The following is a 21,582-nucleotide window of genomic DNA, read 5'->3' as shown; positions in this document are numbered from 1 at the left end:
CGCAACGAAACCGCAGGCACACCGACCGTCAAAGGCCGTACGCCTCCAGCAGCCGCAGCCACACCTCGCTGATCGTCGGGTACGCCGGGACCGCGTGCCACAACCGGTCCACGGTGATCCCACCGACGATCGCCACCGTCGCCGCGTGCAGCAGCTCGGCGGTGTCCGGACCGGCGAACGTGACGCCGACCAGCGTCCGCTTCGACTCGTCCACGATCATCCGCGCCTTGCCCCGGTACCCGTCCGCGTGCAGCGACGACCCGGCGACGGCGATGTCCAGGTCGACCACCCGCACGTCCAGCCCGGCCTCGCGCGCCTGCGCCTCGGTCCACCCGACCGCCGCCACCTCGGGATCGGTGAACACGACCTGCGGCACGGCGGTGTGGTCGGCGGTCGCGACGGGGGCCGTCCACGGCTGCGGGTTCTGCGCGCCGGTCGCGATGGCCGTCCCGACCGCGCGGGCCGCGTACTTGCCCTGGTGGGTGAGCAGGGCGCGGCCGGTGACGTCCCCCGCCGCGTACAGCCAGTCCAGGCCCTCGACCCGGCCGGTGTCGTCCACGGGCAGCGCCTCGCCGGCGGTGAAGCCGAACCGCTCCACGCCCAGGTCGAACGTCGCGGGCTGCCGCCCGGTGGCCACCAGCAGCTTCGCCCCGGACACGGAGCTGCCGTCCGACAGGGCCAGCGTCACCTCACCGTCCACAGAGGACACACCGGTCGCCTTGACGCCCGTGCGCAGCGTGACGCCGTCCTCGCGCAACCCGTCGGCCACCAGGTCCCCGGCGAACGCCTCGAACTTGGGCAACGGCCGCTCGCCGGACACCACCAGCGTCACCGCGGACCCCAGCCGCGCCCACGCCTGCGCCAGCTCGACGCCGACCACGCCACCGCCGAGGACCACCAGCGACGACGGCACCTCCTGCGCCGACGTGGCCTCGCGCGAACCCCAGAAGTCGACCTCCGCCAGGCCCGGCAGGTTCGGCGTGCGCGGCACGCTGCCCGTGCACACCACGACCGCGCGCCGGGCGGTGAGCACGCGGCCGTCGACCTCGACGGTCCGCTCGCCGGTCAGCCGACCCCGGCCGCGCACCACGTCCAATCCGGCCCCCACGGCCCAGTCCACCTGACCCGAGTCGTCCCAGTTGGACGTGAACTCGTTGCGCCGCTTCAGGACGGCCGCGGCGTCGAGCGCCTCCCCCACCGGCACGCCGGGCACGCGACGCGCGGCGGCGAGCGCGTGACCCGGGCGCAGCAGGGCCTTGCTGGGCATGCACGCCCAGTACGAGCACTCACCACCGACCCGTTCGGCCTCCACCAGGGCGGTCCGCAGGCCGCCGGCGGCGGTCCGGGCGGCGGCGTTCTCACCCACCGGTCCGCCGCCGATCACGATCACGTCGTAGGTCTGGTCGCCGTCCGCGGCACGGGAGTCGCTCACCGTTCCACCCCACACCACCCGGACCGGCGGAGCAAGTCACGCGGCGTTCGGTCCGGAGCGCGGTGGGCAGGGGGTCACGCCGGGTCGAACACCCCGGCGAGCATGCGCATGATCACGCCGTCGGCGGTGCGGAGGACCACCGGCCGCTCGTCGGGCGCGACCCGCTCGGCGAGCTTGTACAGGGCGTCCGCGGTCTGGGTGGCCATGCGGAAGGTCAGGGCCACGGGCGCGTCGCCGCGCACGGTGAACCGGGCGACGAACAGCTCGCGCAGCCGCTCGGCCATCAGCTCGTACTGGTCGACGCTCGCGTCGAGCCGGTGCCCGTCGAACAGGTCGCTGAACCGCACCCGGCCGAAACCGGGCATTTCGACGAGCATCCGCAGGTAGACCGCGACCACCTGCTGCACCGCTTCCCGCCAGTTCGCGGACAGCCCGCCTTCGGTGAACAGGGTTTCCACCCGCGCGAGGTACTCCTCCATGCCGCGCAGGGCCAGGGCGTGCACAACAGAACGCTTGTCCGGGAAGTATTGGTAGAAGGACCCAATTGGCACGCCGGCCAGCTCGACGATCCGGGCGGTGGTGATGTCGTCGTAGTCGTACTGGTTCAGCAACTGGGCGCACGCGTCGACAATGGCGGTCACCGTCGCGGCGCCCCGCTGCTGCACAGGCTGACGGCGCATCACCTTGGCTAAGCGGTTTTCGGCGGGATTTTGATGCACGCGGACATCTTGATGGATACGGACCGGTAATCCCAAACACAGGATTGGCGACAGCTTCATCACGGATCGTCGCACGTCTGCGCAGGACTGCGGACTGCCATGTGAGAAACGCTCATCTTGTTGGACAACCCGGCCGAAAAGACCAGGTGCAAAGGCCGCGCGCGCCTGAACAATTGGGTATGAAACGATTCCACGCCGGAGGATTCACCGGTGCGCCCGACCGCGCCGACTAGCCCGATCGCGGCCGGGAACTCACCGGCACCGGTTCCGCGCCCGGTCCGCGCTGGTGCGGCAATGCGCCGCCGATCCCCGCGGACGACTCCTCTTTCCGTTCAGAACGCGGGCGCGGCGGCCGGGTGACATAGGGGCGCAGCAATCCGGCGACCACCAGACCCGGCGCGATCAGCGGCACGACGGCCGACAGCGCCACGGCGGTCGCGGCGGCCCGCGCCACGTCGCCGGGGATCAGCGCGACCCGGTCCACCACGAACGCGCGCCGCCCGGGGATGGACGCCAGCCCCACCACCGCCAGGAACACCGCGAGCGCCAGCAACGCCCGGTGCACCGCGCCGTAGCCGGTGGACTGCGCGGCGGCCATCACCGCGAGCCACCCGCCCAGCGCGGGCAGCTGCCGCCGGGTGGTCGTCATCGCCCACAGCAGCCCGCCGACCGGGGCCAGCCAGCCGGTGCGGCCCGCGCACCACGCGGCGACGGCGTCCAGCCACCCCACCGGGACCCCGGCCCACGCGAGCGGCGCGCGGGCCACGTCCACCGGGCTCGGCCCGCCGAACGGCTGCCCCGCCACCCAGGCCAGCGACCACACCGACACCACGACCGCGAGCCCGAGCTGCCACCGCGGCCGGTCGACCGCGCAGCGGCACAGCCGGACCAGTTCCCGGCGCTGTTCCTTCACCCCCTCCACCCTGCCGGGTTCACCGGCCGGTGTGCTCGGGCTTCACCCACGTGCCTCCGGGATCCCGCTCTTCGGGTGCCGCGGCTCTCACCCGGCGTGCCGCCAGGGCCGCGCCGATGTGCTGGAGGTCGGCCGGGTTGCCCGGATCGAGACCGGTCAGCGCCACGATCCGACGCAGCCGGTAGTCGACGGTGTTGGGGTGGACGTGCAGCAAAGCCGCAGTTCTGCGGCGGTTGAGGCCTTCCGCGAGGTACAGCTCCAGCGTCGGCAGCAGGTCGGGGTTGTCCCCCAACGGGTCCAGCAGCGCGGCCAGCCCCGCGGTCGCGGGCGTCTGCCGGCCCAGCTGGTACTCCAGCAGCACGTCCGCGAGCCGGTACAGGCCCGGCGGGCGTCCCAGCCGCAGCACCACGTCGAGCACCTCGCGGGCCCGTTGGTGGGCGGCGGGCAGCTCGGCCGTCGCCGCCCGCTCCCACGCCGCCGTCACGCCCACCACCGACTGCAACCGCCGCACCACCCCGGTCACGTCGGCCTCCGGCGGCAGCACGGCCACCCCGCCGCGCGGGTCCACCGAGTTCGGGCCGACCGGGTCGAGTTCGGCCTGCACGCGCCGCACCTTGCGGCGGGCGGCGATCTGCGCGCCGGTGCCCGGCGTGGCCTCGTCCGGGTGGGCGGCGAAAGCGAACACCACCACGACGTGCGACGGACCGACTCGCGTGGCCGTCGGCCGCCCCTCCAGCAGGGCCGACAGCAGCTCGCGCCGCGCCTCCCGCTCGTGGCCGACGATCGTCTGCCGCTCCTCGGCGTACGCGGTGGCCACCACGGACACCGCGACCTCCTGGTAGCGCAGGACGAGGTCGGTCGCGGCGAGCGCGTCGGCCAGGTCGTCGGGGCCCGCGTCGGCGAGCACGGCGTGCCACATCACCCGCAGGCCCATGCTGTACGCGGCGAGCACCGCGCCCAGCGGCACGCCCTCGGCGGCCCGCACGGCGGCGGACTCGGCCAGCTCGCCGAGGTCGTCCACGCCGGGCACCTCGCCCGTGCGCAGCATCCGCGCCACGATCCGCAGGTTGGCCGCGGTGATCCGGGTGATGTCGCCGTCCAGCTCCTCGCGGGGCAGCGCCGCGTAGAGCGGGATCTCGGCGGTGAACCGGGTGACCAGTTCGCGCGCGATCACCCGGTGCGGTGTCAGCCGGGCGTGGACCGGCCGACCGTTGATGGTCAGGTTGTGACGGGTCACAACAGCTCCTCGCCGAGTCTGCGCGATCTCCCAGGTGTCGGGGCGTGCCGCAGGCCACATCATGTCACCGGCACCACTCTCGATTACGTGAAGGAGGCGACCGTGCGCAGGCTGCTACCGGTGTTGCTGGCGGCGTTGTCGATCACCTGGACGGGGACGGCCGCGGCTGCCGCTCCGGCGGAACTGGAGTACGTGGCGCTCGGCGACTCCGCCGCCGCCGGGCCGCTGATCCCCGCCCAGGAGCTGATGGACCTGGGCTGCCTGCGCTCGACGCGCAACTGGCCGAGCGTGCTGGCCGCGAAGGTCGGCGCGACGACGTTCCGGGACGTGAGCTGCTCCGGGGCGACCACCGACCACCTGACCACCTCCCAGTCGACGTTCACCGGGCCGCAGCCGCCGCAGCTCGACGCGCTGACCCCGACGACCGACCTGGTGACGATCACCATCGGCGGCAACGACATCGGCCTGGTCGGGGTGGCGCTGGGGTGCGTCAACGTGTTCCCCGAGCCGCTCGGCATGTCCTGCAAGGACCGCCTGACCGCGGGTGGCGACCAGATCGCGGCGAAGATCGACGCCTACGCGGCCGAGTTCGCCGCCGGCCTGGACGCCGTCAAGGCGCGGGCGCCGCGGGCGGAGGTCGTGGTCGTCGGGTACGGCACGTACATCCGGCCCGGCGGGTGCTACCCGAAGGAGCCGATCTGGGCGCGCGACGCCGACTACCTCCAGGCGTCGGTGCACCGGTTGAACACGGTGCTGGGCAAGGTGTCGGCCGACCGCGGCGCGACGTTCGTGGACATCGAGCCGCCGAGCGTGGGCCACGACGTGTGCGCGCCGATCACCGAGAAGTGGTTCGAGGGCCTGGTGCCGACGTCGGCCGCCGCTCCGCTGCACCCCAACGCGCGGGGCATGGCGGGGATCGGGGGGTTCGTCGCCGGGTCGCTGGGCGTGAGCCGCCTGTGAAGGTTTCTTGAACCGGTAGACGCCGCCGTGGCCGTCGTCGCCGAGCCCGAGTGCGCACTTCGCGGCGCACAACCGCTCGGCGACGGCGGCCACCGGCGCATGTGCCGGTCGGCCGACTTCGGGCGGCGAACCCGAGATCCTTGAGCTTGAGCCCCGCGGCGTCCCCCGCGCCGACCGGCGCGGCCATCGGCCACCACGACCCGCCCGACACCGGGTCGTGGCGCGCCGTCCTAGCGTGAAGGCGCGTGACCCGCCGGCCGGGCCCGAACACGTGAGCGCGGCGGCGATCCACCGTGTAGATTGGTCGTTCTGCGCGCGCAGAGAGAAGTCAGGCGAAAAGCGGCACAGCCTGATAAAACACGCTATCCAGAAATGAGGCACGTTGTCAAGCCCCTCCGATGACCTCCGGCTCGCGGAAATCGAGTCGGAGCAGGAATACGTGTCGATGCTGTACGGAAGGCTGGACGACCTCCGCGAACTGAGCTCAAAGCGGCTGGCCGGCGCGCTTCGGGAAACCGGTGGGACGCACCAGATGCGCTCCGAGCGGGACACCTCGGTGGCCATGTACTCCGACCAGTTGGCGCAGTACAGCGCGGTCGAGAACGGGTTGTGCTTCGGGCGGCTCGACTTCCACGAGGGGGAGCGGTTCTACATCGGCCGGATCGGCTTGTTCGACGAGGACAAGGAGTACGAGCCGCTGCTGATGGACTGGCGGGCGCCCGCCGCGCGGCCGTTCTACCTCGCCACCGCCGCCGCCCCGGACGGCGTCAAGCGCCGCCGCCACCTGCGCACCAAGCAGCGCAAGGTGGTCGGGTTCGACGACGAGGTCCTCGACATCAACTCCGTGGACCCCAACCGGCACGAGGGGCTGACCGGCGAGGCGACCCTGCTCGCCGCCGTCAACGCCAGCCGCACCGGCCAGATGGGCGACATCGTCGCCACCATCCAGGCCGAGCAGGACAAGATCATCCGGACCGAGCTGAACGGCGTCGTCGTCGTGCAGGGCGGCCCCGGCACCGGCAAGACCGCCGTCGCCCTGCACCGCGCCGCCTACCTGCTCTACACCCACCGCCGCCAGCTGGCCAAGCGCGGCGTGCTGGTGGTCGGCCCGAACGCCACGTTCCTGCGCTACATCGGGCAGGTGCTGCCGTCGCTGGGCGAGACCGGCGTGCTGCTGTCCACCGTGGGCGAGCTGTTCCCGAACCTGACCGCGACCGGCCGCGAGTCCGCCGAGGCCGCCGCGCTCAAGGGCCGCATCGAGATGGCCGACGTGGTCGCGCACGCGGTCAAGGACCGGCAGGAAGCGCCCGCCCTGGTCGAGGTCCCGTTCGAGCAGGACGTGCTCAAGCTGGACCGCCGGGCGATCACCGCCGCGCGCGGCCGGGCCCGCCGCACCCGCCGCCCGCACAACGAGGCCCGCCGCACGTTCCTGCGCGAGATCATCTCCACCCTCGCGTCCCAGGCCGTGAGCCGGCTCGGCCGGCACCTGCTGGACCAGGCCGACGTCGACGACATCCGCCGCGAGCTGCGCGAGGACCCCGGGGTGCGGGCCGCCGTGGAGCGGCTGTGGCCGACGCTGTCCCCGCAGCAGCTCCTGGAGGACCTCTACGCGACCCCGCGCCTGCTGGCCAAGGCCACGCCCAAGCTGTCCCCGGAGGAACGCGCCCTGCTGGCCCGCCCGCGCGGGTCGGAGTGGACGCCCGCCGACGTGCCGCTGCTGGACGAGGCCGCCGAGCTGCTCGGCGAGGACGACACCGAGGCCAAGGCCCGCGCCGAGCGGCAGCGCCGCCAGGCGATCGACTACGCGCAGGGCGTGCTGGACATCCTCGACCTGGAGGACGACGCCGACCCCGAGATCCTCATGGCGACCGACCTGGTCGACGCCTACCGGCTGGCCGAGCGGCACGGCGTGGAGCGCTACGAGACCGCGGCCGAGCGCGCGGCGGCGGACCGGACGTGGACGTTCGGGCACATCATCGTGGACGAGGCGCAGGAGCTGTCGGCGATGGCGTGGCGGACGCTGATGCGCCGCTGCCCCAGCAAGTCCATGACGGTCGTCGGCGACATCGCCCAGACCGGTGACATCGCCGGGGCGTCGTCGTGGCACGAGGTGCTCTCGCCGTACGTGATGGACCGCTGGAAGCTCACCGAGCTGACCGTCAACTACCGGACGCCGTCGGAGATCATGGCCGTCGCGGCGGACGTGCTGGCGGGCGTCGACCCGGACCTGGCGCCGCCGGCGTCGGTGCGCGACAGCGGTCACCAGCCGTGGAGCCTGAAGGTCGCGTCCGCGGCGGCGGCCCTGCCCGGCCTGGTCGCCGAGGAGGTCGAGGCCATCGGGGACGGCAAGCTCGCCGTGATCGTGCCCGCCGCGCAGGTCGCGGAGCTGCGCGCGGTGGTGCCGGGCGCGTCGGACGACCTGGACGCGCAGGTCGTCGTGCTCGGCGTGGTGGACGCGAAGGGCCTGGAGTTCGACGCCGTCCTGGTGGTGGACCCGGCGGGCATCCTGGCCGAGTCGCCGCGCGGCGCGAGCGACCTGTACGTGGCGCTGACCCGGGCCACGCAGCGGCTGGGCGTGGTGCACGAGGGCGAGCTGCCCGCCGTGCTGGACCGGCTGGCTCAGAGGTCGGCGAGCACCGTGTAACCGAGCAGGGCCGCGCCCACGCCCGCGACCACGCTGACCGCCACGTTGGCGACGGCGTGGAAGTGGGCGCGGTTCTCCAGCAGCCGCACGGTCTCGTAGCCGAACGTGCTGTAGGTGGTCAGGCCGCCGCACAGCCCGGTGCCCAGCAACGCCGCCGTGCCCGGCGAGACGGCGGCGCCGGCGAGGCAGCCCAGCGCGAACGAGCCGACGACGTTCACGGTGAGCGTGCCCCACGGGAACGCGGAGTCGTGGCGGGACTGCACGAACCGGTCCACGAGGTAGCGCAGCGGCGCGCCGATCGCCGCGCCCAGGAACACCAGCAGCGCCGTCACGCGACCGCCCTCCGGGTGACCGCCACGGCGAGCGCGGTCGCGGCGACGGCGGCCACCAGGGTCAGCACGAGGTAGCCGAACGCCACCGGGACGCCGCCGGGCGCCAGCAGCCGCCGGAAGTCGTCGGTGTGGGTGGAGAACGTGGTGAACCCGCCCAGCACGCCGACCCCGAGGAACGGCCGCGCCAACGGGTGCGCCCGCCACCGCTCGGTGATCAGCACCATGAGCACGCCGATCAGCGCGCCGCCCACGACGTTGACCAGGAGCGTCCCCCACGGCCCCGGCACGAGCAGCCCGACGCCGTAGCGCGCCAGGCCGCCGAGACCGCCGCCGAGGGCGATCACCGCGAGCACGCCGCCGTGCGTCCGGGCCAGTTCCCGCCGCTGCGCCGGGACGTGGAGGTCGATGTCGGGGTCTACGGGCTCAGTGGGCACGCAGGTGGTCCACCAGGTGGTCCAAAGCGGACAGTGCGCGGACCACGTCCGCCCGCTCCCCCGGGTCCAGCTTGTCCAGCGCGGTCCCGATGCGCTTCTCGTGCGCGGCCTGCCAGACGGCCAGCTGCTCGTGCCCCTGGGGCGTCACCGACAGCCGCGCGACGCGCCGGTCGGTCGGGTCGCCGGCGCGGGACACCAGGCCGCCCTCGATGAGCTGGCCGACCAGCCCGCTCACCGTGTTGGGCGCGAGCCGCAGCTCGGCGGCGAGGTCGCCGACCCGCATGGGCGGGCGCTCGGCCAGCGTCTGGAGCAGCTCGACCTGGGCCATCGGCAGCGAGTCCCAGGGCCATTCCGACCTGATGCTGGTGCGCAGCGCGCGCCGGAGCCGGGTGACCACGTCCGTGAGCGTGCGTGCCTCGTCTGACATGGGCGAATGGTACTGGCTGCGGTTGTGTCGGACACCGCCCGAATCAGGGTCCGGCGGGTGTTCCCGTCGGGCGTCCGGCCGCCGGATCGCCTTGCCGCACAAGGGATGACCGCGTCGCCGGCACCCGCCGGGCACACCATCGTGGCACTGCGGTCCGGCGTCCACATCGCGGGATCACACGCACGGTGATCGCCTTCCCGACCGGTGTACGCCGATCGGGGACAAGCGGGCGCGGGCACTGCCGACCGGTGTCGCCCCCTCAGTAATCTCCTCCCGCGAGGACCGGGTCCGGTCCCATCCACGGGGAATGCGGAGTGGCGGAGTGGCGCGGATCGGCAGCCGGGTCCCGGGCGAGGCGGACCCCGGTCTCCCCAGTGCCGCCCGCGTCTGCGACTACCTGCTCGGCGGCGGCCACCACTTCGCCGCCGACCGGGCGCTGGCGCGGGAGTTCCTGCTCGCGCAGCCCAACGCGCGCACCATCGTCCGCCTCGACCGGTCGTTCCTGCGCCGCGCCGTGCTGCACCTCATCGACCGCGGCGTCCGGCAGTTCCTGGACCTGGGGTCGGGCCTGCCCAGCGTCGGCAACGTCCACGGGAAGGACGTGACCGACCCGCGCACCGTGCCGGCTGCCGTCCGCCGCACCGGTCTGCTGGACTTCGCCGAGCCGATCGGGGTGCTGGCCGTGGGCGTGTTCCACTTCGTGCCGCCGGAGTGCGGCCCGGTCGGCGTGCTCGGGGTCTACCGCGACGCCCTCGCGCCGGGCAGCGCGCTGGCGTTGTCGCAGTTCACGTCGGACTTGCAGCCCGCGGAGATGGCGGGGATCGTCGAGGTGATGAGGAAGAGCCCCAACCCGGTGTTCCCGCGCACCCACGCGGAGATCACCGCGCTCTTCGACGGGTTCGAGGTCGTCGAACCGGGTGTCGTGCCGCTGCCCCGGTGGCGGCCGGAAGAGGGGGTCGCCGGGCGTGACGACCCGGACCGGGCCGGCATCTTCGCGGGAGTGGGCCACAAGCGGTGAGACCACATGACGCCACCGGCTAGACCGCGGCGGCGGGAACTCGCCCGGGAGTGGCTGCGGGCCGTCTACCCGACGGCCTACGTGCCGCTGTCCCCGGCGGAGATCGAGGAGTTCCTGCTCGGCCTGGTCGACGTGATCGCCGACGCCGTGCAGGCCGACCCGTTCACCGTCGATCCCGTCGCCGTGGTCGGCGAACGGCTGGTGAAGGCGCACTTCAACGGACCGGACACGTTGCAGCGCACGGTGGAGGTCCTCGGCCGCACGCTGCTGTTCACGCCCGAGCTGGAGGACGTGCCGCAGCTGCCCGAGAAGGTCGTGGCGATCCTGGGCAGCCTGAGCACCAGCTTCGCCATCGCCATGCGGCTGGACGCGTTCGACCAGCAGGAGGAGATCAAACGCGCGCTGATGGCCGCCAAGACCCGCGCCGAGCGGGTGGCGAGGGTCAGCGAGAGCCGGTTCCGCGAGGTGTTCAGCACGGCCGCGTTCGGCATCGCGATCACCGACCTGCGCGGGGTGTGCGTGCAGGCCAACGACGCGCTGGGCGAGATGCTCGGCGTGCCGCACGAGGAGCTGCCGGGCCGCAGGCTGGTCGAGGTCTTCCACCCGGACGACCGCGAGGCGCTGGCCGGCGGGTACCGGGCCGTGGGCGCGGGCCGGGTGGACCGCTTCCGCGAGCAGCGCCGGCTGCTCGGCGGGGACGGCGACCCGGTGTGGGTGCACCTGGCGGTGTCGCTGCTGCGCGACGCCGACGGCGCTCCCGCGTACCACGTGACGATGGCCGAGGACGTCACCGAGCTGCACCTGCTGCAGAAGAACCTCGACCACCAGCTGCTGCACGACCGGCTCACCGGCCTGTCCAACCGGCAGCACTTCGTGACCAGGCTGGAGGCGATGCACCGGTCGGCGGCCGGCGGGATCACGCTGTACCACCTGGACCTGGACGCCTTCAACGTGGTGAACAACGGGATGGGCCACGCGAAGGGCGACGAGCTGCTGCGCGAGGTCGCGAGACGCCTGAAGACCGTGTTCTCCGACGAACGGGCCGTGGTGGCGCGGATCGACGGCGACGAGTTCGCCGTGGTGGTCGCCAACCGCCCGGACACGCCCAAAGTCCCGCAGATGGTCGAACGCATCACCGCCGCGTTGGCAGCCCCGATGTCCTGCGGGGCGGCCTTGAGCACGGGGATCGGCGTGGTGGACCGCCCGGCCCAGGGCTGGCCCGCCGAGGAGCTGCTCCGCGCCGCCAACGCCACCCTCCGCCGCGCCAAGGCGAAGGGCAAGGGCCAGTGGCAGACCTACGACCGGCCCCAGGACACCACGTCCCGGTCCTGGCTGGCCCTGGCCGCGCGGATGCCCGGCGCGCTGCGGGACTCGGAGCTGGAGGTCGAGTTCCGGCCGGTGCTCGACCTGGCGTCGCGGACCCCGCTGGGCCGGCTGGCGCGGTTCCGCTGGGACGACCTGGACCACCGGGACTGCGTGAAGATGGCCGAGACCAACGGCCTGTCGCTGAAGCTGGGCCAGTGGGCGCTGCGCGAAGCCGCCGAAGCCGCCGCGCTGTGGTCGGCGGGCACGCTGCACTTCGAGCTGTCGCCCATGCAGTCCCGCGACGAGGACCTGGTCGCCACGGTCAAACGGGTGTTGGACGAAACGGGCTTACCGGGCGCGAACCTGCGCCTGTACCTCGACACCCGGGCCATGCTCGACGAGGACGGCGACAACGCCGAAGTGCTCCGGGAGATGGGCATCGCCCTGGCGCTGTCCGGCTTCAACGGGGGCCAGGCGGAACTGTCCCTGCTCGGCGAGCTGCCGGTGGACGCGCTGGTCCTGGCCCCGTCGGTGGTGGACCGCCTGGCGGGGGAAGAGGAATCGTTGCCGCACCGGGCGATCGGCCAGATGATCGAGACGATCCGGGCCGCCGGCTACGCCGTGTGCGTCCCGGACGTCCCGACTCCGCACCTGGCGGACTGGTGGGCCGCGAAGGGCGCCGACGCGGCCTTCGGCCCGTTCACCGGCCCACCGTCCCCGGGTTACGAGCTCTAGAGGCTCTTGACCGCCGCGAGCAGCTTGGTGAGCGAGTCCTTGGCGTCGCCGAACAACAGCGTGGTCTTGGGGTTGTAGAGCAGCTCGTTGTCGACGCCGGCGAAACCGGGCCGCATCGACCGCTTCATGAACACCACCGACTTGGCCTTGTCCACGTCGAAGATCGGCATGCCGTAGATGGGGCTCGACGGCTCGTCCCGGGCGCCGGGGTTGACCACGTCGTTGGCGCCGACCACCAGCACCACGTCCACGCTGCCCATGCCGGGGTTGACGTCGTCCAGCTCCTTCAACTGCTCGTAGGGCACGTCCGCCTCGGCCAGCAGCACGTTCATGTGGCCGGGCATCCGGCCGGCGACCGGGTGGATGCCGTAGTCCACCGAGATCCCGCGCGACTCCAGCAGCTGCGCCAGCTCGCGCGCCGCGTGCTGGGCCTGGGCGACGGCCAACCCGTACCCGGGCACCACCAGCACCGAGTGCGCGTACCCGAGCAGGATGGCGACATCCTCGACGGTCCCGGCGCGGACCGAGCGCTGCTCCCCGCCGCCGGCGGTGGGCGGCGCGGCCTTGAAGGCGCCGAAGAGGATGTTCGTCAGCGGTCGGCCCATGGCCTGGGCCATCAGGCGGGTCAGGATGGTGCCGGACGCGCCGACGAGCGTGCCCGCCACGATGAGCAGGGTGTTGCCCAGGACGTAACCGGACGCGGCGACGGCCAGGCCGGTGAAGGCGTTGAGCAGGGAGATCGCGATCGGCACGTCCGCGCCGCCCACGGGCAGCACGAACAGCACGCCGAGGGCGAGACCGGCGACCGCGAGCAGCACCAGCAGCGCACTCGAACCGGTGAACACCACGGCCAGGGCGAGCAGCGCGCTCACGGCGGCGACGGCGGTGCCGACGATCTGGCCCGCCGGCAGCAGCACCGGCCGCGTGGTCATGATCTCCTGGAGCTTGAGGAAGGTCACGACGCTGCCGGAGAAGCTGACCGAGCCGATCAGGACGGTCAGCACGGTCGCCACGTCGAACAGCACGCCGCCGTCGGCGACCTCCAGGAACTCCGTCAGCGCCACCAGCGCCGCCGCCGCGCCGCCCACGCCGTTGAACAGGGCCACCATCTGCGGGATGGCGGTCATCTTGACCTGGCGGGCCGCCGGGATGCCGACGACCGTGCCGGCGGCCACGGCCACCAGGATGAGGACCAGGTTGTGGGTCACCGAGAAGAAGGCCGTGACGACCGCCAGGGCCATGCCCGCCGCGCCGACGAGGTTGCCGGCGCGGGCGTACCGGGGGGTGCTCAGGCCCTTGAGCGCCAGGATGAAGCACAGCGCGGCGGCCAGGTAGGCGAGCTGGACCCAGTTCATCGCTTGTGCCCCTTGAACATCTCCAGCATCCGGTCGGTGACCACGAAGCCGCCGACGACGTTCACCGTGGCCAGGAAGACCGCGAGCAGGCCGAGCACCAGCTCGATCCCGCCCTCGGCCTGGCCGGTGATCAGGACCGCGCCCACGAGGATCACGCCGTGGATGGCGTTGGCGCCCGACATCAGCGGGGTGTGCAGGATCGTGGAGACCTTCGAGACCACCTCGAAGCCCACGAACACGGCCAGCACGAAGATCGTCAGGAGATCGATCACAGCAGCTCCCTGGTGGGCGCGTGCCGGACCTCGCCGGCGTGGGTGAGGCAGGCCCCGGCGAGCACCTCGTCGTCCAGGTTCGGCACGACCCGGCCGTCCGCGGTCATCAGGCCGAGGAAGTTGGCGACGTTGCGCGCGTACAGGCGGCTGGCGTGGACGGGCATGCTGCTGGGCAGGTTGCGGACGCCGTGCACGAGGACCTCGCCGACCCAGACCTCCTCGCCGGGCCGCGAGCCCACGACGTTGCCACCGGTCTCGGCGGCCAGGTCCACCACGACCGAGCCCGGGGTCATCGCCTTGAGCATGTCGGTGGTGACCAGGACCGGCGCCTTGCGGCCGGGGACGGCGGCGGTGGAGATGACCACGTCGCTCTGGGCGACGCGTTCGGCGATGAGTTCGCGCTGGCGTTCCAGGAACTGCTCGGACTGGGCGGCGGCGTACACGCCGTCCTGGGACTCCAGTTCCAACTCCAGGAACTTCGCGCCGAGGCTGCGCACCTCCTCGGCGGCGGCCCGGCGCACGTCGTAGGCCTCGACCACCGCGCCCAGCCGGCGGGCGGTGGCGATCGCCTGCAACCCGGCCACGCCCGCGCCCAGCACGAGCACCTTGGCGGGCGGGACGGTGCCCGCGGCGGTGGTGAACATGGGCAGGAAGCGGGGCAGGTGCTGCGCGGCGAGCAGGACCGCGCGGTACCCCGACACCAGGGCCTGGGAGGACAGCGCGTCGGCGCTCTGCGCCCTGGTGACGCGCGGGAGGAGGTCGAGGCTGAACGCGGTGACGCCGCGCTCGGCGAGCGTGCGGACCAGGTCGAGTTCGGCGGACGGTGAGAGGAAGCTGACGGTGATGTCGCCCTCGCGCAGCTTCCTGGCCTGCTCGACTTCGAGCGGCTGCACGGAGACCACGACCTCGGTGGTCCCCGCGGGATGTTGGGGGACGACCTCTGCACCGGCCGCCCGGTAGGACTCGTCCGAAGCGCGGGCGTGCACGCCCGCTCCGGACTGCACGTCCACGGCGAGGCCGGCGCCGATCAGCGTGGTCACCGTTTCCGGTAGACCGGCTACGCGGCGCTCGGCGGGCCGCGACTCCGCGGGGATGCCCACTTTCACGGAGAGTCACAGTAGTCGATCAAAGGTGATCCACACCACATCCACCGTTGACTTTAACCGGACGGGCGTACTGGCGTGCTGGTGAGCCGCGCTTTCGGGGTGACCGGGGAGCGGATCGGGAGGGCGGCGCGGGCAGGCGGGCAGCGCGGCGGGGCGGCGCGGGCGCGGCGGGGCGGCGGGCGGGGAGGGCAGGGAGGGCGGCAGGGGCGGGCTGCGGTGTGGCAGGCGCGGGGTCTTGGTGGCGAAGTGTGTCCGCCTGCCCCGCGCCGGCCAACCGCTAGTGGATGATCGGGCACACGCCCTTCGTGTCGCCGGGGAAGAAGTTCGGCAGCAGCTCACCCTTGTCGTAGTACCGGTGGAACACGCTGGTGATCCCGCTCGACATCGGCGGCACGATCCACGTCCAGTCCGCCGGGCAGCTCCGCCCCGCCGCCTCCTCCTTCCGAAGGTGCGTCAGGAACCGGTCCGACTCCGTGTGGTGGTCCGTGATCGTCACCCCCGCCTCCCCGAACGAGTGCAGCACCGCCCGGTTCAGCTCGACCAGCACCCGGTCCTTCCACAGGGTCTGCACCTTCGACGTGTCCAGCCCCATCCGCTTGCCCAGGTACGGCAGCAGGTCGTACCGGTCCGCGTCGGCGAAGTTCCGGGCACCGATCTCCGTGCCCATGTACCACCCGTTGAACGGGGCCGCCGGGTAGTCCACGCCGCCGATGCGCAGGCGCATGTTGCTGATCGCCGGCACGGCGTGCCAGCGCAACCCGAGGTCACCCAGCCACGGGTACTCGGGGTGGCTGATCGGCACCTCCAGCACCGCGTCCCGGGGCAGTTCCAGCAGGTACGGGTCGGCGTCCTCGCGTTCCACCACCAGCGGCAGCACGTCGAACGGGCCGCGATCGGCCGGTGGGCGCCAGCCCATGCCGATGACGTGGTCGGTGAGGTCGGCGTTGCGGCGGTCGCCGAGGACACCGCCGTCCGGGCCGCGGTAGCCCGCGTAGCGGATCAGCTGCTCGTTGCGGATGCGGGGACCGGGCTGGCCGGGCTCGTCGGGGGCGAACACGGTGATCACCGGTCGGACCTTGCCGCCGTTGGTGGCGAGTTCGAGGTGTTCGACGCACGCGTCGGCGACCTCCTTCGGGTCCCGCAGGTCGCGCAGGTCGCGGACCTTGAGGCTGCGCCAGTACAGGCGACCGATGCAGCGGGCGCTGTTGCGCCACGCCACGCGGGCGCCGAAGGCCAGTTCGGCCGCCGTGTGCCGGTAGGTGCCGGTCGCGGCGACCTCCGCGTGGACCTCGGCCAAGCGGTGCTCGACCGGGCCCTCCTCGGGGTGCTCGGAGCGGTGCAGGCGGATGAAGTCGTCGGCCTCCGCGAGGTCGACGGAGGTGGTGCGCAGGGGGATGGCTTCAGTCGGACATGCGGGGACGGGGGCCATGGCGCGACACCGTAGTTGCACTTTCGTGGATGGTGCACCGCCGTGTCGGGCACCCGAAGGCCGACACGGCCGGCGATCGACGCCACACGGTGAGTGCTTGATCCGGCGAAAGGGTGACGAATCCTGCGAAAACGAGTGATATTCGATTGTTATCCGCTCGACTCGCGGCGGTGACCCGTGATTTGCATCACGGTGCATTTTTCACCTATCGGGTGACAACTCCGGTGCCCGCCAAGCGGTGAGGGTGGACATGCCCCGGACGGCCGCGCTCGTCGGCATCGCACGCAGGAGGGTGTTGCGCGCGGCGACGGCCACCGGGTGGCGCAGGCGGTGCCCGAACCGGCCCGCCAGCCGCGACCTCCGGGCCACCTTCACCCCCCGCGGCCGGCGCTCGCGGTCGTAGTGCGCCAACCCCTCCGGCAAGCCGAACCGGGCCAGCGCCGCCGCGAGCACCACGCCGTCCTCGATGGCCGTGCACGCGCCCTGCCCCAGGTAGGGGGTCATGGCGTGGGCGGCGTCGCCGAGCAGCGCCACCCGGCCCCGGACGTAGGACGGCGGCGGCGTGCGCAGCTCGTGGAGGTCGTGCCGCAACACGGTCCCCGGCGGGGTCGCGTCGAGGAGGTCGGCGATGGGCCGGTGCCAGTGCCCGACCAGCCGCCGCACCTCGCCGAGTTCGTCGGCGGCGGCTCCCCCGGCCGGCGCGAGGGTGGCGGCGTACCAGTAGACCCGGTCGTCCCCCAGCGGGAGGATGCCGAACTCCGTCCCGGGGCCCAGCGTCTGGCCCACCTCCAGCTCGCGCGCGAACGGCACGGTCGTCACGCTCCGCCACGCCGTCGCCCCCGCGTAGACCGGACGGGGCAGCCCGGGGAACAGCTCCTCGCGCACCCGGCTGCGGATGCCGTCCGCCCCCACCACCAGGTCCGCGTCCAGGTCCTCGACCGACCGGACCTCGACGCCGGTCACCAGGCACCGCTCGGGCAACGCCGACCGCAGCACCCGGTGCAGGTCCGCCCGGTGCACGGCCACGACGTGCTCCCCGGCCGCGACCCGGACCAGCGCCCGGCCCCGCCGGTCCCGCACTCCCCCGGCCACCCGCGGCGTGCCGATCCGCCGCACCTGGTCGGCCAGGCCCAGCGCGTCGAGCGCGCGCATCGCGTTGGGCATCATCCCGATCCCGGCCCCGACCTCGCCGAACTCGGCCGCCCGCTCCAGCACGACGACGTCCCAGCCGACCTTCCGCAACGCCACCGCGGCGGCCACCCCGCCGAGCCCGCCCCCCACGACCACCGCACGCACGCCGTGCTCCCTTCTACAGGTGTAGAAGCTACTCTACAGCTGTAGAAGGAGGTGCCGACTTTGTCCGACCGGGTGGCGCTCATCGCGGACGCGGCCGTGCACGTGGTGGCGACCAGGGGCATGCGCGGGCTGACCCACCGCGCCGTGGACGCCGAGGCCGGCCTGCCGCAGGGCTCGACGTCCGCGTACTTCCGCACGCGGAAAGCCCTGGTGGAGGGCGTGGTGCGCCGGCTGGCCGACCAGGACACCGCCGAGGTCGCCGAGTTGGTCGACGTGACCGACCTCGACGCGCTGTCCGCCGGCATGGCCCGCGTCCTCGACGCGTGGATGACCACCGGCCGCGAACGCACCCTCGCGCGCTACGCGTGCCTGCTGGAGGCGACCCACCACCCGGAACTGCGCGGCATCCTCGCCCACGGCGCGCAGGCCCGGGACCTGGCCCGCCGGATGCTCGAACGGGCCGGCGTGCCGGACGCCGAACGCCGGGGCCGCGCGCTGGTCGCCTTCGTGGACGGCCTCCTGTTCGACCGCCTGGTGGGCGCGGGAGCGCTCAACGCCCCCGCCCCGGGCAGCCCCGAGTCCCGCGCCGAGCTGACCGACGCCATCCGGACCGCTCTGCGCGGCGTGTTCGGGAGCTGAGGAAAACGGCTCGACCGGCCCGCTACCGTGGTTCCCATGTGGGGAATCCAGGTCTTCTACCTCTGATTCCGGCTCACGCCGCCCGCCCCCGCGCCGCGGGGGTCCCGAGCCGTACCCGGAATCCCTGGAGAACACCATGTCCCACATCGCTTTCCTCAACATCCCCGGCCACGGGCACATCACGCCGACGCTGCCCGTCGTGACCGAACTGGTCGCCCGGGGCCACCGCGTGACCTACGCCGTCCCGGCCGGGTTCACCGACCTCGTCGAGCACGCCGGCGCGCAGCCGGTCCGCTACCCGACCACGCTGCCGACCTCCGACGAGGAGTGGCCGACCGACATGGCCCCGGCCATGCGGCTGTTCCTCGCCGAGGCGGTCGCCCTGCTCCCGGTCCTGGCGGAGCGCTACGACGCCGACCGCCCGGACCTGGTCGTCTACGACATCGGCGCGTGGCCCGCCCGCATCCTCGCGCGGCGGTGGGGCGTGCCGGCCCTCCAGTTCTCCCCCACGTTCGTCGCCTACGACGGCTGGGAGGAGGACATGAAGGACCTGTACGACACGCCCGAGATGGAGGCGGTCTTCGCCGAGATCCAGGACTGGCTGACCGCCGAGGGCGAGCCGACCGACGCGCGGACGTTCGTCGGCCACCCGGACCGGGCGGTGGTGAGCATCCCGCGGTCGTTCCAACTCAACGGCGACTCGGTGCCCGAGAAGTACACGTTCGTCGGCCCGTGCATCGGCGACCGCTCGTTCCAGGGCACGTGGGAACGCCCGGACGACCGCCCGGTGCTGCTGGTCTCGCTCGGGTCGGCCTACACCAACGAGCCCGCGTTCTACCGGACGTGCGTCGAGGCGTTCGGCGGCACGCATTGGCGGGTCGTGATGAACATCGGCCGGCACGTCCGACCCGAGGACCTGGGCGAGGTGCCGGACAACGTCGAACCGCACCCGTGGGTGCCGCAACTGGACGTCCTGTCCAAGGCGACCGCGTTCATCACCCACTGCGGCATGGGCGGGACCATGGAAGGCCTGTTCCACGGGGTGCCGATGGTCGGTGTGCCCACGATCGGCGAGCAGCACCTGAACGCCATGCGGCTGGTGGAGCTGGGCGTCGGCCGGTACCTGCCGATGGAGCAGGTCGGCGTCGAGTCGCTGCGCGCGGCGGTCACCGAACTGGTCGACGACCCCGCGGTGGCGCGCCGCCTGGCCGCCATCCGGGAGGAGATCCGCCACGCCGGCGGCACCACCGCGGCGGCCGACGTGGTCGAGTCGATGCTCGCGTGACGGACGCGCCCGCCGGCACCCCGCCGGCGGGCGCGTCCGGCGTCTTCAGGCGGATCGTTCGCCGCTGCCCAGCCTCGGGAACGGGTCGGTGGAGAAGACCACCTCCACCGGCACCTCGAAGTACCGCGCGATGCGCAGCGCGAGGTGGAGGCTCGGGCTGTACTCGCCGCGCTCCAGGTAACCCACGGTCTGGTAGTGGATGCCCAGGGCCTCGGAGAGTTGCCGGCGGGAGACGCCGCGCTCGGCGCGCAGCATCGCGATCCGGTTGTAGACGGTCTCGCTCACCCCATGCCCCTCTGCAACGCCGCTTGCCGGCGTTGCTCCATGTCCGCGCCCGACTCGCGGCGGGCCATCCGTCGCAGGATCGTAGGCGCGAGCAGGAACCCGACCACCGCCCACACCCCCAGGACGCCCACCATCTCCAGCGTGCGCCACGACCCGCCGATCTCGGCCGCCGCCGCCTCGTGCGGCAGCAGCGCCGACCGCGCGCCCAGCCCCACCCAGTACACCGGGAAGACCTGGCCCAGGCCCTGCAACCACCCCGGCAACGCGTGGATCGGGTAGAAGATGCCCGAAATCGCGACCACCCCCATCATCGGCAACATCGTGAAGCCCATCGCGCCCTGCGGGCTCTTCGCGAGCGACCCCGCGATCGCGCCCCACGGCAGGGTCGCCGCCAGGCCCAGCACCAGCACGGGCAGCACCGCGAGCCACCCGGCCAAGCCCGCGTCGGTCAGGTCCGGGATCAGGATCAACGCGGGCAGGATGCCGACGACCAGGCCGAAGAAGATGTCCAGCGACGTCTGGACGACCCGGCCGACGACGTAGCCGACCATGCCGTTGGGCACCGCCTTGGCCCGCAGCAGGGTGCCGTCCTCGCGGTTGAGCGACAGCTGGCCCGCCGGGCCGACCAGGCCGCCGAACGCGACCGACGCGCCGATCATGCCGGGCAGCGACAGCGCGGCGAGGGACAGCGTGGTGCCGTCCACCCCGGAGTCGCGCTGGAAGAACAGCACGAGGGTGTAGGCGATGGCGATGAACAGGTTGTAGACCTGGTCGGAGCTGCCCAGCGAGTGGCGGAACTCCGTCCAGCCGCGCTGGAGGCCCAGCCGGACCGCGTGCGTCGTCGGGTTCACAGCGCCGCCACCTCCCGGCCGGCCATCTGGCCGCTCTCGAACCGCTGCACCAGCTCCAGGTACGTGTCCTCCAACGTGCTGCGCCGCACCTCCAGCTCCGAGATGCCGGTGGGGTGCTGCCCCAGCAGGGCGCGCACGAACGCCGTCGCGTCGTCGGTGGCGTGGACGTGCCGCGTGCCGTCCTGCGTCCAGCGCACCTCGGACTGGCCCTCGACCTGGCGGCTGAGCTGGTCGGGGCTGCCGTCGGCGATGATCCTCCCGCCCGCGAGCACCAGGATGCGGTCGGCGAGCTTCTCCGCCTCGGCCAGGTCGTGGGTGGTGAGCAGGATGGTCATGCCCTCCAGGTCGGACAGCCGGTGCACCAGGTCGTGGAACTCGCGGCGGGCGTGCGGGTCGAAGCCCGCGGTCGGCTCGTCCAGGAACAGCAGCTCCGGCTTGCCGACGATGCCGATCGCCACGTCCAGCCGGCGGCGCTGGCCGCCGGAGAGCTTGCCGGACTTCTTGTGCGCGTGCTCCTCCAGGCCGACGGTCTTGATCAGCTCGTCGGTGTCGAACGGACGGGTCCGTTCGGGGGTGCTGTAGGGCGCGTAGTAGCGGCCGAGGTGGTCCAGGAGCTCGCGGACCTTCCACCGGGCGTGGTCGCGCCACGACTGGAGCACCACGCCCAGCTTCGCGCGCCACAGCTCGTCGCCCTTGGCCGGGTCCACGCCCAGCACCCGGACGTGGCCCGCGGAGCGCATCCGGAAGCCCTCCAGGATCTCGATCGTCGTGGTCTTGCCCGCCCCGTTGGGCCCGAGCAGCGCGACCACCTCACCGCGTTCGGCCGCGAAGTCCACCCCGTGCAGCACGTCCGCGGTGCCGTAGCGCATCCGCAGGTCGCGCACCTCGATGACCAAGGCCGGTCACCT

The 21,582-nt window shown here is 72.9% G+C and carries 21 protein-coding genes; 6 read left to right on the top strand and 15 right to left on the bottom strand.

Going from position 1 to position 21,582, the window contains the following annotated elements:
- Window positions 1-28: 28 nt before the first annotated feature.
- The 4 genes from ABD126_RS34565 to ABD126_RS34550 all read right to left on the bottom strand — a co-directional run bounded on the left by ABD126_RS34565 (window position 29) and on the right by ABD126_RS34550 (window position 4,301).
- On the bottom strand, window positions 29-1,390 hold the full coding sequence (locus tag ABD126_RS34565; protein ID WP_343939118.1) for a dihydrolipoyl dehydrogenase family protein: 1,362 nt from the start codon (window positions 1,388-1,390) through the stop codon (window positions 29-31).
- A 116-nt stretch (window positions 1,391-1,506) separates the two neighbouring features.
- Window positions 1,507-2,112 carry a TetR/AcrR family transcriptional regulator gene (locus ABD126_RS34560; RefSeq protein ID WP_343939051.1) on the bottom strand — a complete coding sequence of 202 codons (606 nt, stop codon included), beginning with the start codon at window positions 2,110-2,112 and terminating at the stop codon, window positions 1,507-1,509.
- A 268-nt stretch (window positions 2,113-2,380) separates the two neighbouring features.
- The gene (locus ABD126_RS34555) at window positions 2,381-3,064 is read right to left on the bottom strand and encodes a hypothetical protein (protein WP_343939049.1); all 684 of its coding nucleotides are present in this window, start codon (window positions 3,062-3,064) and stop codon (window positions 2,381-2,383) included.
- Between the two features lie 19 nt (window positions 3,065-3,083).
- Window positions 3,084-4,301: a PucR family transcriptional regulator gene (locus ABD126_RS34550; RefSeq protein ID WP_343939047.1), complete on the bottom strand. Its 1,218-nt coding sequence runs from the start codon at window positions 4,299-4,301 to the stop codon at window positions 3,084-3,086.
- An 87-nt stretch (window positions 4,302-4,388) separates the two neighbouring features.
- Between ABD126_RS34550 and ABD126_RS34545 the strand changes: the two genes are divergently transcribed.
- Entirely contained in the window at window positions 4,389-5,261 is an 873-nt protein-coding gene (locus ABD126_RS34545) for an SGNH/GDSL hydrolase family protein (RefSeq protein ID WP_343939045.1), read from the top strand.
- Between the two features lie 382 nt (window positions 5,262-5,643).
- Window positions 5,644-7,905 carry a HelD family protein gene (locus ABD126_RS34540; RefSeq protein ID WP_343939043.1) on the top strand — a complete coding sequence of 754 codons (2,262 nt, stop codon included), beginning with the start codon at window positions 5,644-5,646 and terminating at the stop codon, window positions 7,903-7,905.
- Here ABD126_RS34540 and crcB read toward each other — a convergent pair.
- The 3 genes from crcB to ABD126_RS34525 are packed head-to-tail and all read right to left on the bottom strand — an operon-like array spanning window position 7,881 to window position 9,098.
- Entirely contained in the window at window positions 7,881-8,237 is a 357-nt protein-coding gene (gene crcB, locus ABD126_RS34535) for a fluoride efflux transporter CrcB (RefSeq protein ID WP_343939041.1), read from the bottom strand. The genes ABD126_RS34540 and crcB overlap by 25 nt on opposite strands.
- Window positions 8,234-8,671 carry a fluoride efflux transporter FluC gene (locus ABD126_RS34530; protein WP_343939039.1) on the bottom strand — a complete coding sequence of 146 codons (438 nt, stop codon included), beginning with the start codon at window positions 8,669-8,671 and terminating at the stop codon, window positions 8,234-8,236. The genes crcB and ABD126_RS34530 overlap by 4 nt, the downstream gene beginning before the upstream one ends.
- The gene (locus ABD126_RS34525; protein WP_343939037.1) at window positions 8,661-9,098 is read right to left on the bottom strand and encodes a MarR family winged helix-turn-helix transcriptional regulator; all 438 of its coding nucleotides are present in this window, start codon (window positions 9,096-9,098) and stop codon (window positions 8,661-8,663) included. Before ABD126_RS34525 ends, ABD126_RS34530 begins: the two co-directional genes overlap by 11 nt.
- 307 nt (window positions 9,099-9,405) lie before the next feature.
- Here ABD126_RS34525 and ABD126_RS34520 point away from each other — a divergent pair, with 307 nt between their 5' ends.
- On the top strand, window positions 9,406-10,116 hold the full coding sequence (locus tag ABD126_RS34520) for an SAM-dependent methyltransferase (protein WP_343939035.1): 711 nt from the start codon (window positions 9,406-9,408) through the stop codon (window positions 10,114-10,116).
- Window positions 10,117-10,122: 6 nt separating this feature from the next.
- Window positions 10,123-12,156: a diguanylate cyclase domain-containing protein gene (locus ABD126_RS34515; protein ID WP_343939033.1), complete on the top strand. Its 2,034-nt coding sequence runs from the start codon at window positions 10,123-10,125 to the stop codon at window positions 12,154-12,156.
- On the opposite strand, the gene ABD126_RS34510 is transcribed toward ABD126_RS34515, so the two are convergent.
- From ABD126_RS34510 to ABD126_RS34490, 5 genes are all read right to left on the bottom strand, one after another.
- The gene (locus ABD126_RS34510) at window positions 12,153-13,511 is read right to left on the bottom strand and encodes an NAD(P)(+) transhydrogenase (Re/Si-specific) subunit beta (protein WP_343939031.1); all 1,359 of its coding nucleotides are present in this window, start codon (window positions 13,509-13,511) and stop codon (window positions 12,153-12,155) included. The genes ABD126_RS34515 and ABD126_RS34510 overlap by 4 nt on opposite strands.
- Window positions 13,508-13,783 carry an NAD(P) transhydrogenase subunit alpha part 2 gene (locus tag ABD126_RS34505; RefSeq protein WP_343939029.1) on the bottom strand — a complete coding sequence of 92 codons (276 nt, stop codon included), beginning with the start codon at window positions 13,781-13,783 and terminating at the stop codon, window positions 13,508-13,510. Before ABD126_RS34505 ends, ABD126_RS34510 begins: the two co-directional genes overlap by 4 nt.
- Complete coding sequence (locus ABD126_RS34500; protein ID WP_343939027.1) at window positions 13,780-14,889, bottom strand: NAD(P) transhydrogenase subunit alpha; 1,110 nt, start codon at window positions 14,887-14,889, stop codon at window positions 13,780-13,782. The genes ABD126_RS34505 and ABD126_RS34500 overlap by 4 nt, the downstream gene beginning before the upstream one ends.
- Window positions 14,890-15,166: 277 nt before the next feature.
- A complete protein-coding gene (locus ABD126_RS34495) occupies window positions 15,167-16,318 on the bottom strand; it encodes a nitric oxide synthase oxygenase (RefSeq protein WP_343939025.1) in 1,152 nt (383 codons plus the stop codon).
- A 201-nt stretch (window positions 16,319-16,519) separates the two neighbouring features.
- A complete protein-coding gene (locus ABD126_RS34490) occupies window positions 16,520-17,614 on the bottom strand; it encodes an FAD-dependent monooxygenase (RefSeq protein ID WP_343939023.1) in 1,095 nt (364 codons plus the stop codon).
- A 51-nt stretch (window positions 17,615-17,665) separates the two neighbouring features.
- Here ABD126_RS34490 and ABD126_RS34485 point away from each other — a divergent pair, with 51 nt between their 5' ends.
- Window positions 17,666-18,253: a TetR/AcrR family transcriptional regulator gene (locus ABD126_RS34485; protein ID WP_343939021.1), complete on the top strand. Its 588-nt coding sequence runs from the start codon at window positions 17,666-17,668 to the stop codon at window positions 18,251-18,253.
- A gap of 136 nt (window positions 18,254-18,389) precedes the next feature.
- Window positions 18,390-19,538: a macrolide family glycosyltransferase gene (locus tag ABD126_RS34480; protein WP_343939019.1), complete on the top strand. Its 1,149-nt coding sequence runs from the start codon at window positions 18,390-18,392 to the stop codon at window positions 19,536-19,538.
- Between the two features lie 45 nt (window positions 19,539-19,583).
- Here the strand turns inward: ABD126_RS34480 and ABD126_RS34475 are convergent, their stop codons facing one another.
- The 3 genes from ABD126_RS34475 to ABD126_RS34465 are packed head-to-tail and all read right to left on the bottom strand — an operon-like array spanning window position 19,584 to window position 21,543.
- Window positions 19,584-19,823, bottom strand: a complete 240-nt coding sequence (locus ABD126_RS34475) for a helix-turn-helix transcriptional regulator (RefSeq protein WP_343939017.1) — start codon at window positions 19,821-19,823, stop codon at window positions 19,584-19,586.
- Window positions 19,820-20,674 (bottom strand): ABC transporter permease, encoded by an 855-nt coding sequence (locus ABD126_RS34470; protein WP_343939015.1) that lies wholly within the window; start codon window positions 20,672-20,674, stop codon window positions 19,820-19,822. The genes ABD126_RS34475 and ABD126_RS34470 overlap by 4 nt, the downstream gene beginning before the upstream one ends.
- Window positions 20,671-21,543 (bottom strand): ABC transporter ATP-binding protein, encoded by an 873-nt coding sequence (locus ABD126_RS34465; protein WP_343939116.1) that lies wholly within the window; start codon window positions 21,541-21,543, stop codon window positions 20,671-20,673. The genes ABD126_RS34470 and ABD126_RS34465 overlap by 4 nt, the downstream gene beginning before the upstream one ends.
- Window positions 21,544-21,582: the final 39 nt, after the last annotated feature.

Origin of the sequence: Saccharothrix mutabilis subsp. mutabilis, assembly GCF_039521145.1 — a bacterium.
Lineage (GTDB): Bacteria > Actinomycetota > Actinomycetes > Mycobacteriales > Pseudonocardiaceae > Actinosynnema > Actinosynnema mutabilis.
The sequence above is the reverse complement of the archived record's forward strand: the minus strand, read 5'-3'. Positions and strand labels throughout refer to the sequence as shown.

Coding starts and splice junctions, on each gene's coding strand:
- ABD126_RS34495 (WP_343939025.1), bottom strand. CDS start 16,318: ATGGCCCCCGTCCCCGCATGTCCGACTGAAGCCATCCCCCTGCGCACC.
- ABD126_RS34480 (WP_343939019.1), top strand. CDS start 18,390: ATGTCCCACATCGCTTTCCTCAACATCCCCGGCCACGGGCACATCACG.
- ABD126_RS34510 (WP_343939031.1), bottom strand. CDS start 13,511: ATGAACTGGGTCCAGCTCGCCTACCTGGCCGCCGCGCTGTGCTTCATC.
- ABD126_RS34525 (WP_343939037.1), bottom strand. CDS start 9,098: ATGTCAGACGAGGCACGCACGCTCACGGACGTGGTCACCCGGCTCCGG.
- ABD126_RS34520 (WP_343939035.1), top strand. CDS start 9,406: ATGCGGAGTGGCGGAGTGGCGCGGATCGGCAGCCGGGTCCCGGGCGAG.
- ABD126_RS34560 (WP_343939051.1), bottom strand. CDS start 2,112: ATGCGCCGTCAGCCTGTGCAGCAGCGGGGCGCCGCGACGGTGACCGCC.
- ABD126_RS34465 (WP_343939116.1), bottom strand. CDS start 21,543: ATGCGCTACGGCACCGCGGACGTGCTGCACGGGGTGGACTTCGCGGCC.
- ABD126_RS34515 (WP_343939033.1), top strand. CDS start 10,123: ATGACGCCACCGGCTAGACCGCGGCGGCGGGAACTCGCCCGGGAGTGG.